The organism is Otariodibacter oris, from assembly GCF_009684715.1.
In the GTDB taxonomy this organism is placed as follows: Bacteria; Pseudomonadota; Gammaproteobacteria; order Enterobacterales; family Pasteurellaceae; genus Otariodibacter; species Otariodibacter oris.
The window spans coordinates 430,127-446,681 of sequence record NZ_CP016604.1; the positions used below are offsets into that span (position 1 = coordinate 430,127).

Below are 16,555 nucleotides of genomic sequence, written 5' to 3' on the forward strand. Positions count from 1 at the left end.
AAAATAATAGAGCTTATGGTATGCCTTTTAACCGATCATTAAGAGTTTTGCTAAATTTTAATAAAAATATGCACCTTAATTAGTTAATTTTTATTCTAACTCTTAAGGTGCATTCTGTTTTATGGATTTATTGTTATTAAACTTCTTTTAAACGTGCAGTAAAGTGACGTAATACTTTTGGTTCATAAGTAAATGTTAATCCTTTAATATTCGGTGCATTTTCTTTCACTTTCTTAAAGGCTTCGATAATGAAATCCATATGAGTTTGAGTATAAGTTGCTCGTGGAATAGTTAAACGTAACAATTCCGCAGGGCAAGGTAATTGTTTACCTGTTTTAGGATCGCGTCCAAGTAAGAAAGAACCAATTTCTACTGCACGAACACCAGCCACTTTGTAGAGTTCACAAGCTAATGCTTGAGCAGGGAACTGATCAGCAGGAATATGCGGAAGTAATTTTCCAGCATCGACGAAAGCAGCGTGTCCACCAGGTTGTTGGCAAACGATACCTTCTGCCTCTAAACCATTAACTAGGTATTCGATTTGATTAATTCTATAAGCTAACCAATCCTGACGCATACCATCTTTTAAACCCACGGCTAATCTTTCCATTGCGCCGCCTTCAAGACCGCCATATGTTGGGAAACCTTCTTGAACTACACAGAGTGTACGACATTCATTATATACGTCTTCCATGGATTGATTTTTAAAACAGAGTAAACCACCCATTGGAACCATGGCATCTTTTTTAGCTGACATTGCTAACGCATCAGCATATTTGTAGCTTTCATAAGTAATTTGCTCGATAGTCCAATCTTTATAAGCGTCTTCTCTTTGTTGAATAAAATAAGCATTTTCAGCGAAACGAGCGGAATCCATAACGACTGGAATATCGTATTTTTGTGCTATTTCGTACATGCCTTTCATATTTGCCAATGAAACAGGTTGTCCACCAGATGAATTACAGGTAATGGTACAAACAATATAAGGCACATTATTTGCGCCAACTTCTTTGATACCTTGTTCTAGTTTTTCTAGATCAAAGTTTCCTTTGAAATCGGCATTGATGCCAGTATCAAATGCTTCTTTGGTATAGACATTACGAACCGTTGCCCCATTAAGTTGGCTGTGTCCTTGTGTGGTATCAAAGAAATAATTTGAGAATACAACCATTTTATTTCTATCTAGCCCTTTTTCTTGTTCTCTTTTTTTAATAAGAACTGGGATATAAATTTGTTCAGCCCCTCTTCCTTGGTGGGTTGGAATAGTGTATTCATAGCCAAAAATTTCTTTGACAGCATTAGCCAGTGCGTAATAACTACGACTTCCACTATATGATTCATCCCCTCTAAACATCGCTGCTTGCATATCTTGTGTGATTGCACCTGTTCCACTATCGGTTAATAAATCAATAAAGATATCTTCACTATCAAGTAAGAATGGGTTCATTCCTGCTTTTAAAATAGCTTCTTCTCTATATTCTCTAGTCGTTCTTTTTACGGGTTCAATAACACGAATACGAAACGGCTCTGGTAAATGTTTAAAATTTTCCATAGAAAAATCCTTTAATTAAATTGTCGATGAAATACTATACTATTTAGGTAGTATGTTTTATTTGAGAGGGCAAAGATTGCCTAAGGATGAGTTAGATTTTTATGGGAAAGAAAAATGAAAGTTTAGGGTCGATGGTGAACCAAATTTGACTAAATGATAACGTATGCCTCATAAAATAGTCCTTATTAGTTGATGAAAATAAGAATAACCGATCGGCTAAGTAGCTCAGAAAATAAACGGATTATGAAAATTTGTCATGTATAAATTGTTTGTTTTGTGAACTCTGTCACAAAATAATAAACTAATGTATAGATGATCATAAATTTTGTTATTTGACTTATATACTATCTCATTGACTTTATTTCATTTTATAGCTAACTTATGAAAAATTTTTTTACTAAAAACATAAACTTTAAAAGGAGTTTTTATGCAAGATCGTTTAGTAACGAGTGCACGTAGTGAGTCGCTACTGAGTACCCACAAAGTATTACGTAATACTTACTTTTTATTAGCATTGACGTTGACATTCTCTGCTGTTGTGGCGATGGTATCAATGTCATTAAACTTACCACCTTTACCTTGGTGGGGCTTGTTGGTAGGCTTTTATGGTTTACTTTTTTTAACTAACGCAACTGCAAATAGTGGTATGGGTTTAGTGAGTGTATTTGCACTGACTGGCTTTTTAGGTTACACATTGGGTCCTATTTTAAATGCTTATATTAGCTATGGATTGGGTGATGTTGTTGGTCTTGCATTGGGAGCAACGGCAGCAGTATTTTTTGCTTGCTCCGCTTACGTACTAACAACGAAGAAAGATATGTCTTTCTTATCAGGAATGATGATCGCACTATTTGTTGTATTACTTGTTGGTGTAATTGCAAATATTTTCTTAACGATTCCAGCATTAAGCCTAGCAATTAGCGCATTATTTATTATTTTCTCTACTGGCGCAATTTTACTTGCAACAAGTAATATTATTCATGGTGGTGAAACAAATTACATTCGTGCAACAGTTGATTTATATGTATCGCTTTATAATTTATTCCTCAGCTTCTTACAAATCTTTGGTGTATTAGGTAACGATGATTAATTTTGTTTAGGAGTCTAAAAATGCCACAGTTAATGTGGCATTTTTGTTTGTATTATGAATAATTTTATCGAAGTAAATAATCAACAAATTCCCACAGATGAATTTGGATATTTAAAGAATCTTGATGATTGGTCGGAAGAGGTAGCGGTTGCTATTGCTCAAAAAGATGGGCTTGAATTAACGGAAGCTCAATGGGAAATTGTCTATTTTGTGCGGGATTTTTATCAGGAATATAAAACCTCGCCCGCAATCAGAATGTTAGTAAAAGCATTGGCACAAAAATTTGGGGCAGAAAAAGGTAACAGCCGTTATTTACAGCGTTTATTCCCAGAAGGACCAGCAAAACAAGCTACAAAAATTGCAGGACTTCCAAAACCTGCTAAGTGTTTATAACCATCTCATAGGGTTTCATAATGAAAAATCAGCCACATTCTATTTGCATTTTACGTTTATCTGCTATTGGTGATGTTTGTCATACCTTAGCGGTGGTACAGGCAATTCAAAAACAATATCCTAATGCAGAAATCACTTGGATTATTGGTAAAGTAGAGGCAATGTTGGTTGAAGGGATTCCAAATGTGACTTTAATTCCCTACGATAAAAAATCAGGTTTTAAAGGTATTTTGGCATTATGGAAACAGCTCAGTCACAAGCGGTTCGATGTCTTATTAAATATGCAATTGGCTATTCGTGCCTCTCTACTGTCGCTCGGTATTAAAGCAAAGCAAAAAATTGGGTTTAATCGAGAAAGAGCTAAAGAGGGTCAATGGTTATTTACCAATGCACAGGTTGAAAAGACAGCAACGTACCATGTATTAGATGGATTAATGTTGTTTGCTAAAGCGATTGGTGTAACGGATTTAAACCCTCAATGGCAATTAGCTTTATCCGAAGAGGATAAACAATATATCGATCAGTTTATTGAAAAAGATAAAAAACAATTAGTTATTGCCGCTTGTTCAAGTAGTGTAAAACGAGATTGGTCGCCACAAAATTATATTAAGATCGCACAATTTGCTGAACAACATAATTTACAGGTAATTCTGTGTGGTTCACCTTCAAAATATGAAATGCAAGTTGCAGATACGATCCACCAAGCTGTGCCAAGTACTCTTAATTTAGCGGGTAAAACGACGTTAAAGCAATTGGCGGTATTGATGTCTCATGCTGATTTAGTCATTTCTTCTGACTCTGGTCCAGCTCACATTGCCACCACACAAGGTGCTAAGGTTTTGGGACTATATGCTGTTCAAAATCCAAAACGCACAGGGCCTTATCATCATATCAATGATGTGATTTCCGTGTATGAAGAGGCAATATTGCAAGAATATGGAAAACCGTGGCAAGCGTTACCTTGGGCAACCAAAGCGAAGACAGCTAATTTAATGGATAAAATTACGGTTGAACAAGTTCAGCAAAAAATGAGTGAAATGTTGAATCTAGCAAATGAATAAAGGAATAAAATGACGAATCCACTAGAGCAAATTAGAGAACAAATCGATCTAGTTGATCAACAGCTGATAGATTTACTTGAAAAACGTCTATCCCTTGTTGCAGAAGTTGGGCAGATAAAGCAACAATACGGGTTGCCTATCTATGCACCTGATCGTGAAGCTACAATGATTAAGGCTCGTCGAGCAGAAGCTGAAAAACAGGGCATACCAGCAGATTTGGTTGAAGATATTTTACGTCGCATTATGCGAGAATCCTATATCAGCGAAAATAAACACGGGTTCAAAACGATCAATCCAGCGATTAAAAAAATTGTTATTGTTGGCGGAAAAGGAAAATTAGGACAACTTTTTGCAGGTTATTTTACACGTTCTGGTTACAAGGTTGAGTCACTTGATCAAGAGGATTGGCAACAGGCAGATTGTATTCTTAAAAATGCAGATTTAGTAGTAATTTCTGTACCGATCGCAAAAACAATCGCCGTGATTGAATCACTTCAGCCTTATTTAACAGAGGATATGATCTTAGCTGATCTTACTTCGGTTAAAGCCGAACCTTTAGCTAAAATGTTAGAAGTTCATAGTGGGGCAGTGGTAGGTTTACATCCAATGTTTGGACCGGATATTGCAAGTTTTGCGAAGCAAGTGACCGCTTGTTGTCATGGAAGATTTGCTGAGCGTTATCAATGGTTGCTAGAGCAGATTCAAATTTGGGGGGCGAGAATAGAAGTAATTGATGCTAAAGAGCATGATAACGCAATGACCTATATTCAAGCGTTACGCCATTTTTCCACTTTTGTATCAGGTGTGCATTTATCTCAACAGCCAGTAAAACTTGAACAATTACTCGCATTATCTTCGCCTATTTATCGCCTAGAATTGGCTATGATTGGACGATTATTTGCACAAGATGCGACTTTATATGCCGATATTATTGCCGACAAACCAGAAAATTTAGTGGTGGCAGAATCGTTACGAGAAAGTTTTGATCAGTGTTTAGCTTTCTTTAAACACAATGATAAACAAGGATTTATCGATGCCTTTGAGCAAGTACATCAATGGTTTGGAAAGTATTCTGAACAGTTTCTTAAAGAAAGTCGTAATCTGTTACAGCAAGCGAATGACTTAAAATCATAGAATAAAAAAGGCTTATCTATAATTGGATAAGCCTTTTTCTCTCTAAGCACAGTCCAATTTATGAACCGACCGTCCATAGTAGAATAGCCAGTAATTGTGGCAAGATAATACGACAGAACATCACCAAAGGATAAACGGTTGCATAAGATAAAGAAGATGCACCACTTCCTTCTTTAATTGCATTAGCAAATGCTAAAGCTGGAGGATCAGTCATCGAACCTGCTAATAATCCACAAATGGTTAAGTAGTTTAATTTACCGTAGATACGAGCAATGACTCCTGTGATCATGAGTGGAATGAAGGTAATTAATGCACCATAGCCAATCCATGATAAACCATCATTACTGAGTAAAGTATCAAAGAAATTACCGCCTGCTTTCCAACCCACAACCGCAAGGAATAACACGATACCAATTTCTCGTAATGCCAAGTTTGCACTTGGTGGCATAAACCAATAAAGTTTACCTAAGCTACCGATACGAGCAAGAATTAAGGCAACAACAAGTGGTCCACCTGCTAAACCGAGTTTTAATGCCACAGGGAAACCCGGTACAAAGATTGGAATAGAACCTAGTAATACCCCTAATCCAATACCGATAAAAATAGGCAACATTTGAACTTGTTGTAATTTATGTTGAGCGTTACCGATAATTGACATTACTGTATCAATATCTTCTTGGTGACCCACAAGATGCAACACATCCCCAAACTGTAATGCCATTTCGCCAGTAGGAATTAAATCAATCCCAGCACGATTTAAGCGGGTAATTACAACATCATATTTACCCTTTAACATTAGCTGGCGAATTTTTTTACCGAAGACATTTTCATTCGTGACTACGGCACGTTCTGTTCTATATAAAGTGCCTTTAGTTGAAAGTGAAATGTTTGTTTCTTCCCCAATAATTAACAGCATTTTTCTTAGGGCTGGTCTTTCTCCTACAAGATGGAGAATATCTCCTAATTGAATCTGCGTATCAACTTTTGGAACAAACAGATCTTCGCCTCTCTTTAAGCGAGAATACACCACATCATGTCGATCAAAATCAGGTAATTCACTGAGTAATAACCCATTTAAATTAGGATTACTTACTCGTACACTTAATGTGGTAAGCCCTTCTTTTTTATGAGTGCTGTTGTTATCAAAATCTTCTGATTCTTTATCAACATTGATTTTGAAGATCACACGAATGAGCCACATGGAAAGTAAAATACCAATGATCCCGAATGGATAAGCAATTGCATATCCCATCCCCATTACAGTTGTGGGACTACCAAGTTCTTCAAGAATTTGTTGTCCCGCCCCCAAAGATGGAGTATTTGTCACCGCACCAGAGAAAATCCCAAGAATGACAGGGAGGGGAACATCAAAGAGCTTGTGTAATAAAATCACAAGAACACCACTAATGGCAACCGTGAGTAGAGCAAAGGCATTCAATTTTAGACCAGATTGTTTGAGGGAAGAGAAGAACCCTGGTCCAACTTGAATACCAATAGTGTAAACGAACAAGATTAATCCAAATTCTTGGATAAAGTGTAATGTGTGGGGATCAAGCTCGATACCGTACTGTGTCATAAAGTGGGCAATAATAATCCCCCCAAATAACACGCCTCCAATACCTAAACTCACACCCCTTACTTTTATTTGCCCGATCCACAGTCCTAGAACAGCAACTAAGGATAGTAGGCTAACCGTCAGAGCAATATCACTCATACAACCTCACTAAAGTTTAAATTTTAAAGTTAAAAATGAATTGGAGTGATTCTATCAAATTTATTCTTATAAAAATGCGATCTAACTCAATAAATGAATAAATTCAAATGGTTGTATGGTGTAATTTTTATACAAATTTGATTAATGGTAAGTTTGAATAAACTTTTTATAGGCAAGTAAAAACTGTTCGAAGTCTTCTAAACCACAAAATGCAATGCTTTCTTCATTGTAAAAATTAAACCCATCCTCGATTTTATCTAATTCGTCAGAGGTGATTTCAAGATTATTCGCTTTTGCAACGACTTCTTCTGATGTCATGTATAACGAATATTCCGAACCTTCAAAAATTGCTTCATGTAGAGAAGAGGCTTTGCAGAGCTTAATTTCTTCAAAAACAGCTTCAAGTAAATTTGGGTCATCAACAACCTCAATATTTAACCAACGAGAAAAGGCCTCATGATCCATTGAGCATTTTGCAACAACACCGTGCATGCTGTGTGTAAATTGATATTCCATCGTTATATTCCTTTTTCGTAAGAAATTCAATAAGAGGTCAGATTGCTCTCATTTTTTGCAAAAAATAGTAAGTAATTGACCGCTTACATTGTTAGCCTTTTGCTAATATTTGTTTTAAAAATCTTGCTGTATGTGATTTTTTGTCTTGAGCAATTTGTTCTGGTGTACCTGTTGCAATTATTTGCCCACCACCAGAACCGCCTTCAGGTCCTAAATCGACAATCCAGTCGGCAGTTTTAATCACATCTAAATTATGCTCAATCACAACGATCGTATTACCTTGATCACGTAAACGATGCAAAACTTTGAGTAATTGTTTAATGTCCGCAAAATGTAGCCCTGTTGTAGGTTCATCTAAAATATACAAGGTTTTTCCTGTATCTCGTTTAGACAACTCCGTAGCCAGTTTAACACGTTGCGCTTCACCGCCCGAAAGGGTTGTAGATGATTGTCCAAGTCGAATATAAGACAATCCAACGTCAATCAATGTTTGCAATTTTCTCGCTAGAGCAGGAATCGCGTCAAAAAATTCTCGAGCTTCTTCTACGGTCATTTCCAACACTTGATGAATCGTTTTGCCTTTATAGCGAATTTCTAAGGTTTCACGATTATAGCGTTTGCCTTTACAGTGATCACAAGGGACGTAAACATCTGGCAAAAAGTGCATTTCAACCTTAATTACTCCATCGCCTTGACACGCTTCACAGCGTCCACCTTTCACATTAAAGCTGAATCGTCCCACATTATAGCCCCTTGCTCTTGCTTCTTGTGTTCCCGCAAATAACTCACGAATCGGAGTAAATAAGCCCGTATAAGTTGCAGGATTTGAACGCGGTGTGCGACCAATCGGGCTTTGGTTTATATCAATAACCTTATCAAAATGCGCTAATCCATCAATGCTCTTATAAGGTGCGACATCACTATTTTCTGCACGGTTTAATGCATTTTGTGCAAGCGGGAATAACGTGTCATTGATAAGGGTAGATTTACCTGAACCTGATACCCCTGTGATACACGTAAATAATCCAACTGGAATTTCTAAATTCACATTTTTTAAATTGTTACCACTTGCACCTGTTAGGGTAAGTAATTTCGTTGCATCGTAAGGAACACGTTGTTTTGGAATCTCAATTCTTTCTTGTTGAGAAAGGAATTTCCCTGTAAGTGATTCCTCACATTGCATAATTTCTTCTGCCGTACCCTGTGCAATCACTTGTCCACCATGAACACCTGCACCCGGTCCAATATCGACAATATGATCTGCGGCTCGAATCGCATCTTCATCGTGTTCAACCACAATTACGGTATTACCTAAATTTCTGAGGTGTAACAATGTATTGAGCAGTCGCTCATTATCACGTTGGTGAAGTCCAATTGATGGCTCATCCAACACATACATCACACCTACTAATCCTGCACCAATTTGGCTTGCTAGGCGAATACGTTGTGCTTCTCCGCCTGATAAGGTTTCCGCTGAACGAGAAAGCGAGAGATAATTTAGCCCTACATTCACTAAGAATTGCAGACGTTCTTTAATTTCTTTGAGGATTTTTTCCGCAATTTTTGCTCGTTGTCCTGTTAAATTTAATTCCTCGAAGAATGTAAGTGCTTCGCCAATACTCTTCTCCGCAATAATCGGTAAATTAGTATTATCAATAAAGACGTAACGTGCCTCACGACGTAAGCGAGAGCCTTGGCAATCAGTACAAGGGCGGTTATTAATATATTTGGCTAATTCATCCCTTACCGCATTCGATTCCGTTTCTTTATAACGGCGAGCCATATTATTTAAAATACCTTCGAAAGGATGCACTCTCTTAACCGTATCGCCCCTATCGTTCGTATATAAAAACTCAATATCTTCATCTGAGCCATTTAAAATAATGTGCTGAATCTTTTTCGGCAGTTCACAGAAAGGCGTTTCAATATCAAATTTATAATGTTTAGCGACAGATTTTAATAAACCAAAATAGTAAAAACTGCGTTTATCCCAGCCTTTAATTGCCCCATTGGCAAGGGAGATTTCTGCATTTTGGATGACTTTACGTTCATCAAAATATTGCTGAACACCCAAACCATCACAAGTAGGACAAGCCCCAGCTGGATTATTAAATGAGAATAAACGAGGTTCTAATTCAGTAATGGAATAACCACAATGAGGGCAAGCAAAGCTAGATGAAAAGGTTAATTCTTCTGCTGTTGGATCATCCATATCGGCAATAACTGCTGTTGATCCAGAAAGATCTAATGCCGTTTCAAAGGATTCAGCCAAACGTGTTCCAACATCAGGACGGACTTTAAAACGATCGACCACGACCTCAATCGTATGCTTTTTTTGTAGTTCTAATTTTGGCGGATCGGATAAATCACATATTTCCCCATCAATTCTTGCGCGAATATAGCCATTAGCGGTCAGATTCTCCAAAAGTTTTACGTGTTCCCCTTTACGATCTTTCACTATTGGTGCGAGTAACATTAATCGCTTACCCTCAGGTTCTTCCAATACACGATCCACCATTTGTGAAATGGTTTGAGCTTCCAAGGGGACATCGTGATCAGGGCAACGAGGCTGACCTACACGAGCAAACAACAATCGCAAATAATCGTGAATTTCTGTCACTGTACCCACTGTTGAACGAGGATTATGAGAGGTCGATTTTTGCTCAATAGAAATTGCTGGAGATAGCCCCTCGATATGATCCACATCAGGCTTTTCCATTAAGGATAAAAATTGACGAGCATAAGCAGAAAGAGATTCAACATAGCGACGTTGCCCTTCTGCATAAAGGGTATCAAATGCCAAGGACGATTTACCCGATCCAGAAAGTCCTGTAATCACGATAAATTTATCTCTTGGTAAGGTTAAATTGATATTTTTAAGATTGTGCGTTCTTGCACCACGAATGTCGATATACTGCATAAATCCCTTCTAGGCTAGGAAATATAAAGAGAAATATTTCTGATTTTCGAGCATTATCGCATAATTTAGATAACTGTACAAAATATCAGTTTTATTAGATGATCTTTTTCAGAATTTCAGGCAAAATAGAGCAAAGTTCTAAGTTTAGAACATGATTAATTTTTGAATATGAGGAAAGTTATGGCAAGTGTAAATAAAGTGATTATTGTGGGAAATTTAGGAAATGATCCTGATATGCGTACCATGCCAAATGGAGATGCCGTTGCAAATATCAGCGTTGCAACAACAGAAAGTTGGACTGATAAAAATACAGGCGAACGCCGTGAAAACACAGAATGGCACCGTATCGTATTCTTCCGTCGTCAAGCAGAAGTGGTGGGACAATATTTACGTAAAGGTTCACAAGTTTATGTTGAAGGTCGTTTAAGAACACGTAAATGGCAAGATCAAAATGGTCAAGATCGTTACACAACAGAAATCCAAGGCGACGTATTACAAATGCTTGGTGGCAGAAATGCACAAGCAGGCGGATACAATGATGGTCAAAACCAAGGCGGATGGAATAATTCAGCCCCAGCACCAAGAGCAAATAATAACAATTATAATCAAGGTGGTTATAACGACAATTATTCACAATCAAATAACTTCGGTGGCGGTTCAAAAGCCCCTGCACAACAAGCTAAACCAGCTCCACAAGCAGAACCACCAATGGATAATTTTGATGATGATATACCGTTTTAGTTCTATATAACTAAATAGTATAAAAATAAAGGCATAGTAGACAAAAGTGTGGGAAATTTTTCGTTTTCTATGCCATGCTTTTGCTAGTTAAAAATGGTTTTATGTACTAGCATTATTCTTCTTTAATTTTTAATATCAGTTCAAATACTTCTTTAAAGGGTTGAAACTCAGAATCTGGAAAGCCTTCACAGTTTTCTGCCAACTGGCTTTTTACTTGACTTTTTGTAACAATTGAATCTAATCCTTTGAACTGCAAAACATATTTCGTTAGGCGTTTTTTACTAAAATAATCCTCAATATTAAAAATTTTTCCACCTTGATACCTTGGTCGAATTGGATAAACAGCTATCCATATTTCTCCGTGTTTTCTATGGCTACCGTAATTTTCTGCATTATACTTCTTCTTTTCATCCTCAAAAATCTTATTTATCGCCCCCCATCCAGACTGATCACTATCAAAGAATGCAATTATATGTTGCCCAACTTTTGGCTTAAACTTTTGTGTTAGTAATTTTACACCTTCTGCTCCCCCACAGGGTAAGTATTCAAATTCAAGATTATTATAACGATTATTTGGGTCGTTTGGGTCTTTTAATACTTTTAAGGCTTTTTTTAAAAACACTTCGTCAGTCTTTCCTTCTACTAATAAAATATCCTTTTTAGAATTTAGAAATATGTTCTGTTCTTGATAGCTCCAAATTCCTTTTGTTAATTCGTAAACAATTCTTTGCTTTTCCATGTCTTCAATTTGAACACTATTATTCTCTTTTTTTGAAAGCATTGTGACGTGTTTTAAGTCAAAATGATGTGTCAGAGTAGGAGAGTGAGTTGTTAATATATTTTCACGATTAGAATATTTTTCTAATAGTTCCTTAATTTTCTCTTTATTTGAAGGATGAATATGACTGTCAGGCTCATCCAGAAGTATCAAGGAATTTTCATCTCCAATCACTTCTAAGATAAGCATTATGAGTAAAAGTTTTTTTTCTCCTTCACTTAAACTTTCTGCTTTCAAACCCGTATTATAATCAATATCAATTTTGGTTATAACCTTATAATCTTTTGGCATAAAAGCAGCAGTGAGATACTTAAATAGATCTATTTCATTAATAAAACCCAATCTATTTTTAAACTCTTCTAATGTTATAGTTATTGAGGTTTCATTTTTTGGATTTAAATTATCAACCATGTTTTTAACTGGGTTTCTTGACCAAGTATTTAGCGTAGGAATATCAAAATTAAAAGTTATATTATTTACCTTATCAACTCCTAAAGTTTTCTTACAAAAATCTCTAATATCTTTAAACTCATCAAAATCATAAAAATGCAACACTAAAAGAGCTATATTCCAATAATATTTATTAATAAATATTAATTTAGAATCAGGAACTGTTTTTCCTTTAATAGCTTTAATATAATCTTGATAAAAGGGGAGGTAGTATTTATCCCATAATCTGCTTTCTTCACCACTATAAGAAGCAATTATTTTATTGGGTAAATATTCGGGGCGTAACGATGTAAAATGTCCATTAACTTTAATTTCATAAACACCCGATTCATATTTCACTTCAACATTGTAGGAGTCTTTTATATATGAAAGTTCGTATTCAAAACTTGGATTATAAATTTTATTATATAAACCTGCAAAAACACTACTTATTGCTTCTAAAATATTACTTTTTCCACTTCCGTTGTTACCAATTAAAACTGTAATTCCTTCTTTATCAGAAAAGTCTATTTCAAAATCTTTTAAATTTTTAAAATGCGTTTTTATTTTTAGTTTATTCAATTTCATGATTTAAATAATCTATTTTCAATTTCATTGATACTAGTATTAATATTTTTTTCTATATTTGATTTTAATCTAACTATTTCATTGTTTATTTTTAATATGCGGTCCACAATAGTCGATTGAATTTCGATTGGAGGAATAACAATAGGTGAGGATAAATATTCTTGACCATTAATATTTGGTTGTCCAGATATTCTTTGATTGGAGGTAATCCAGTTTTTGTAAAGTCTACTTTTAGTAAAGTATAACAGATATTCTGGTATTATTTTTTTAGTATTCAAAATATACTTTACTAAATAGCCTGCAAAAATTGCTTTACCAATTTTATTCTTATAGAGAAATGTTTTTCCGACAGTATTACCTGAGCGAGCAATTAAAAAATCATTTTCTTTTAAAAGGTATTTTCTTTCTACTTTCTCAGCAGACACTATATTATCATTTAAAGTACCATCTTCATTTATATCAGTAATTCTAATATATCTTATTCCTGTTTTTTTATCTTGAGATTTAACGTTAGCTCCGTACATGGGATTACCAATTACTACTTCCTGGAGGGTTCCATTTTTATATTTTTCACTTCTACCATTTTTTCCATTTATCCATACATCCCATCTACTAACCTCAGAAAAATGACTAAAATACATTCCAAGTTTTTTAGCTTTTATTTCAGGAAACTTTAAGCATAACTCATTTTCTATTATCTGCTCAATTTTTAGTTGATTTTCTTTGATTTTACTATTGAAATAAGCTATTTCCTTTTGTTTTTGGTAATAGATTTCTAATAAATTCTTTTGAATCTCTATTGGAGGCAATGGGATATCTAAAGATTTTAAAATATCAATAGTCAAATTTTGTCTTACAGAACCTGTTGTACTCGCATTAATGATTCTATTAAATATTTCCATTTTAAAAAGTTTAAAAAGAAAATCAGGCAGTAGTGTTTCTCTACAGCTAAAAACTACATAAGCAGGACTAATGAATTCGTTTTCATGTTCTTCAGTTCTTAAACCAATGCTACCTACATTTACTCGATATGGATTGTAAGCTAACCATCCTTTTTCCATCTTCTTATATGCTTGATTGATATTTGAACCCTTCTCCTTATAAGCATCAAAAATTCCCGTTTTGTTATTTACACCTAAAATCCCAAATTCGTCATCAGGAAAATCAAATAATTTTATCTTATGACTTTCTTCCTGAATATGTAATCCTAATTTTACAATTGGATATTGTGATTTTATTGTGTTAAAAGAATAGCGCTTGACATCCCATAGTATTAAATTACTAAATGAGACCGTTTTAAAGTATTTATTTGTATTATTCTTCAATGTTTTCATATATTGTATAAAATATTTCTGGTTCTCCAAATGCAACAATACGCTGAAACTTACCATCATATTCATCATATTGTACAGTTGTATAGTGATCATTCCAAAGTCGTTTTTCAATTCTGTATTTAGTAAACTCTTTGGCAATTGGTTCTAATTCATTTTCAATTTTTGTGCCTGTTGTACTGATTCCTGCTTTTTCTACTTCTACAATTGGAATTTCATAATCAAATTTGGTTTTTACTTCCATTTTTATTTCATCTTCCATTTGTTGTTGAACTTGCTTTAGTTTTTCTTTCAGTTCCTTTTTCTCTTCTTTGTCAATTCCGCGAGTTTTTATTTTGTCTTGAAGTACAGTAATTTCTTTTTCACGTTTATTTTCAGCATTTTTCTTTGCTGTTTTTAAAATTGTAGTATATTCGTTTGCTTCTTCTTTAGTAAATTTTTTGAAAAACAGTAAACTTGGTTTTACTGTAGCTCCAGAAGCAATAAATACATCTTGTGGAATTGATGTAATATTTACAATTTTGGCATTTCCTTCTACATAATCACGAACTTTTTGAAGTTTAGTATTATTTAAAACACCTTCGGGTAAAACTATTCCCATTCTTCCACCAGGTTTCAATAAATCAAGGCAGCGTTCAATGAAGAGAACCTCTGTAAGACTGCTCATTTTACCGGTATCAAACAAGCTTAAAACAGACTTTCCAATATTATCATTGATTTGTTTTAGTGCTCTAGTATATCTATCCCCATAGCGTTTTTTGTACTTTTCAATTCTTATTTTATCGGTATATTTATCTTGTTCAGTTACTTTTAGAGATTTTTCAACTCTTGCTCCAAATGGCGGGTTTGTAAGTATAAGGTCAAAACGCTCTTCAAAAATCCCATTAACATTTAATAATCCATCGTGATGATGAACTCCTCCGTGCCCATCTCCGTGCATTATCATATTCATTTTTGCAGTGCGAGCCATTCTTGGGTTTGCATCTGTTCCAAAAATGCAATCGTAGGAAAGTTGTCTTAATCTACTTTCAGGATTTCGAATATCTAATTCAGTGTTGAGTAAAGAAAATAGGTCATTAACTTTTTGGTCTATTTTTTCTTGCTCTTTTTTAGAAGCTTTATAATAGTCGTCAGTGTAATGTTTTAATTTAATTTCCTCTTTGGCTTTTTTTATTTCATTTTCGATTTTACTTCTTACATATTCAAAAGCTTTAATTAAAAAACCACCACTTCCACAACAAGGATCGCAAATGGTTTCCCCTTCTTGTGGATCAAGAACTTCAACCATATAATCAACAACTGTTCTTGGTGTAAAGAATTGACCTAACTCACCTCTAAATGTTTTACCAAGGAACTTCTCAAAGGCAATTCCTTTAACATCATCAGATGTTGTTGAAAGATTGTAAATTTCTAAAGCTTTTACAATTGCCTCAAAACTAGCCTGCTTGATTCTAATCTTTTCATTTGGGTCAAAAAGGTCATCATCTTTAAACTCATCTTTTGTTAGCTCAAACCAATAATCCATATAAGGAATGTCATCTTTTGGACCATTTCTTTTTACGTTGATTGGTCTTATATTTTTTTCGTAATGAGCTTCTTGTTTCTTGAATTGTTTTAAAGAGAAAATATTATCTTCGTCAGGATTTCGTTCATAACGAATTTTCATAAATAAAATCTTACTTGTTTCATCAAAAGCAGCTTCTGGTGAAAGTTTATCATTATTTCTGATAATATTATGGCATCTCAAAAGTAGGTTACTAAATTCATCTCTTGTAAAAGCTTTTGTTTGAGTCAATAAGTTTTTTACTTTTTTGTCGCTTTGTAAATCCTCTGAAGTTGGAATGTCTAAAATTTCATCTTCTAAATCTTTTGGATAACCTTCAAGATTTACTTTGAAAACTTTTGTATGCTTTAGATTAGTAGTGACAAAAAAAGGTGCTTTTACATAGCGAGCATAATGCGACCCTTGAAAATAATCTCCCTCAACAATATCAATGTTGTCCGCTTTACATTCTACAACGATTGAAGGAGCCTTTTTCTCAACTTCATCTTTATTTTTCCAAATGACAATATCGGCACTAGCTCTACCAGTACCTCTTTTATTGCCTTCGGCAACAGTCACTTCTTGTTGCATTTGGTCAAGAGAGTACCCATAATGATTTACAAGTCTACAGATATACTCTTGTCTTACTTTTTCCTCTGGCGTCAAAACAAGCCATTTATCTTTAAGAGGTGAAAATATTTTTTTGTTTTCTATTTTAAGTTCTAATTTCATTCATCTAGTCTTTCTATGTTAGAGCCATTGGTT

The 16,555-nt window shown here is 34.7% G+C and carries 13 protein-coding genes; 5 read left to right on the plus strand and 8 right to left on the minus strand.

What is annotated here, in order from left to right; all coding sequences use genetic code 11:
- Positions 1-136: 136 nt before the first annotated feature.
- A complete protein-coding gene (tnaA, locus tag A6A10_RS02050) occupies positions 137-1,552 on the minus strand; it encodes a tryptophanase (RefSeq protein WP_121123337.1) in 1,416 nt (471 codons plus the stop codon).
- 91 nt (positions 1,553-1,643) lie between these two features.
- Positions 1,644-1,724: a tryptophanase leader peptide gene (gene tnaC / locus A6A10_RS09690; protein ID WP_121123339.1), complete on the minus strand. Its 81-nt coding sequence runs from the start codon at positions 1,722-1,724 to the stop codon at positions 1,644-1,646.
- 255 nt (positions 1,725-1,979) lie between these two features.
- Here tnaC and A6A10_RS02060 point away from each other — a divergent pair, with 255 nt between their 5' ends.
- The 4 genes from A6A10_RS02060 to tyrA are packed head-to-tail and all read left to right on the plus strand — an operon-like array spanning position 1,980 to position 5,230.
- On the plus strand, positions 1,980-2,642 hold the full coding sequence (locus tag A6A10_RS02060) for a Bax inhibitor-1 family protein (protein ID WP_121123340.1): 663 nt from the start codon (positions 1,980-1,982) through the stop codon (positions 2,640-2,642).
- Positions 2,643-2,696: 54 nt separating this feature from the next.
- Positions 2,697-3,035 (plus strand): TusE/DsrC/DsvC family sulfur relay protein, encoded by a 339-nt coding sequence (locus A6A10_RS02065; protein WP_121123342.1) that lies wholly within the window; start codon positions 2,697-2,699, stop codon positions 3,033-3,035.
- 20 nt (positions 3,036-3,055) lie between these two features.
- Positions 3,056-4,096 carry a glycosyltransferase family 9 protein gene (locus A6A10_RS02070; protein ID WP_121123344.1) on the plus strand — a complete coding sequence of 347 codons (1,041 nt, stop codon included), beginning with the start codon at positions 3,056-3,058 and terminating at the stop codon, positions 4,094-4,096.
- A gap of 9 nt (positions 4,097-4,105) precedes the next feature.
- Positions 4,106-5,230 (plus strand): bifunctional chorismate mutase/prephenate dehydrogenase, encoded by a 1,125-nt coding sequence (gene tyrA / locus A6A10_RS02075; RefSeq protein WP_121123346.1) that lies wholly within the window; start codon positions 4,106-4,108, stop codon positions 5,228-5,230.
- Between the two features lie 58 nt (positions 5,231-5,288).
- Here tyrA and A6A10_RS02080 read toward each other — a convergent pair whose 3' ends face one another.
- The 3 genes from A6A10_RS02080 to uvrA all read right to left on the minus strand — a co-directional run bounded on the left by A6A10_RS02080 (position 5,289) and on the right by uvrA (position 10,380).
- A complete protein-coding gene (locus A6A10_RS02080) occupies positions 5,289-6,944 on the minus strand; it encodes a putative transporter (protein ID WP_121123348.1) in 1,656 nt (551 codons plus the stop codon).
- 141 nt (positions 6,945-7,085) lie between these two features.
- A complete protein-coding gene (locus tag A6A10_RS02085) occupies positions 7,086-7,460 on the minus strand; it encodes a YacL family protein (RefSeq protein WP_121123350.1) in 375 nt (124 codons plus the stop codon).
- Between the two features lie 91 nt (positions 7,461-7,551).
- Positions 7,552-10,380, minus strand: coding sequence for an excinuclease ABC subunit UvrA (uvrA, locus tag A6A10_RS02090; RefSeq protein ID WP_121123352.1), 2,829 nt, complete (start codon positions 10,378-10,380; stop codon positions 7,552-7,554).
- A 180-nt stretch (positions 10,381-10,560) separates the two neighbouring features.
- On the opposite strand from uvrA, the gene A6A10_RS02095 reads away from it, so the two are divergent.
- A complete protein-coding gene (locus A6A10_RS02095) occupies positions 10,561-11,121 on the plus strand; it encodes a single-stranded DNA-binding protein (RefSeq protein WP_121123354.1) in 561 nt (186 codons plus the stop codon).
- 112 nt (positions 11,122-11,233) lie between these two features.
- On the opposite strand, the gene A6A10_RS02100 is transcribed toward A6A10_RS02095, so the two are convergent.
- The 3 genes from A6A10_RS02100 to A6A10_RS02110 are packed head-to-tail and all read right to left on the minus strand — an operon-like array spanning position 11,234 to position 16,522.
- Positions 11,234-12,916 carry an ATP-dependent nuclease gene (locus tag A6A10_RS02100; RefSeq protein WP_121123355.1) on the minus strand — a complete coding sequence of 561 codons (1,683 nt, stop codon included), beginning with the start codon at positions 12,914-12,916 and terminating at the stop codon, positions 11,234-11,236.
- Positions 12,913-14,250, minus strand: a complete 1,338-nt coding sequence (locus tag A6A10_RS02105) for a restriction endonuclease subunit S (protein ID WP_170143764.1) — start codon at positions 14,248-14,250, stop codon at positions 12,913-12,915. The genes A6A10_RS02100 and A6A10_RS02105 overlap by 4 nt, the downstream gene beginning before the upstream one ends.
- Complete coding sequence (locus tag A6A10_RS02110; protein WP_121123359.1) at positions 14,231-16,522, minus strand: N-6 DNA methylase; 2,292 nt, start codon at positions 16,520-16,522, stop codon at positions 14,231-14,233. Before A6A10_RS02110 ends, A6A10_RS02105 begins: the two co-directional genes overlap by 20 nt.
- Positions 16,523-16,555: the final 33 nt, after the last annotated feature.

Excerpts from the sequence above, each read along its gene's own strand:
- A6A10_RS02110 (WP_121123359.1), bottom strand. The coding sequence starts at position 16,522 with ATGAAATTAGAACTTAAAATAGAAAACAAAAAAATATTTTCACCTCTT.
- A6A10_RS02095 (WP_121123354.1), top strand. The coding sequence starts at position 10,561 with ATGGCAAGTGTAAATAAAGTGATTATTGTGGGAAATTTAGGAAATGAT.
- uvrA (WP_121123352.1), bottom strand. The coding sequence starts at position 10,380 with ATGCAGTATATCGACATTCGTGGTGCAAGAACGCACAATCTTAAAAAT.
- A6A10_RS02105 (WP_170143764.1), bottom strand. The coding sequence starts at position 14,250 with ATGAAAACATTGAAGAATAATACAAATAAATACTTTAAAACGGTCTCA.
- A6A10_RS02085 (WP_121123350.1), bottom strand. The coding sequence starts at position 7,460 with ATGGAATATCAATTTACACACAGCATGCACGGTGTTGTTGCAAAATGC.
- A6A10_RS02100 (WP_121123355.1), bottom strand. The coding sequence starts at position 12,916 with ATGAAATTGAATAAACTAAAAATAAAAACGCATTTTAAAAATTTAAAA.
- tnaA (WP_121123337.1), bottom strand. The coding sequence starts at position 1,552 with ATGGAAAATTTTAAACATTTACCAGAGCCGTTTCGTATTCGTGTTATT.
- A6A10_RS02080 (WP_121123348.1), bottom strand. The coding sequence starts at position 6,944 with ATGAGTGATATTGCTCTGACGGTTAGCCTACTATCCTTAGTTGCTGTT.
- tyrA (WP_121123346.1), top strand. The coding sequence starts at position 4,106 with ATGACGAATCCACTAGAGCAAATTAGAGAACAAATCGATCTAGTTGAT.
- A6A10_RS02065 (WP_121123342.1), top strand. The coding sequence starts at position 2,697 with ATGAATAATTTTATCGAAGTAAATAATCAACAAATTCCCACAGATGAA.
- tnaC (WP_121123339.1), bottom strand. The coding sequence starts at position 1,724 with ATGAGGCATACGTTATCATTTAGTCAAATTTGGTTCACCATCGACCCT.
- A6A10_RS02070 (WP_121123344.1), top strand. The coding sequence starts at position 3,056 with ATGAAAAATCAGCCACATTCTATTTGCATTTTACGTTTATCTGCTATT.
- A6A10_RS02060 (WP_121123340.1), top strand. The coding sequence starts at position 1,980 with ATGCAAGATCGTTTAGTAACGAGTGCACGTAGTGAGTCGCTACTGAGT.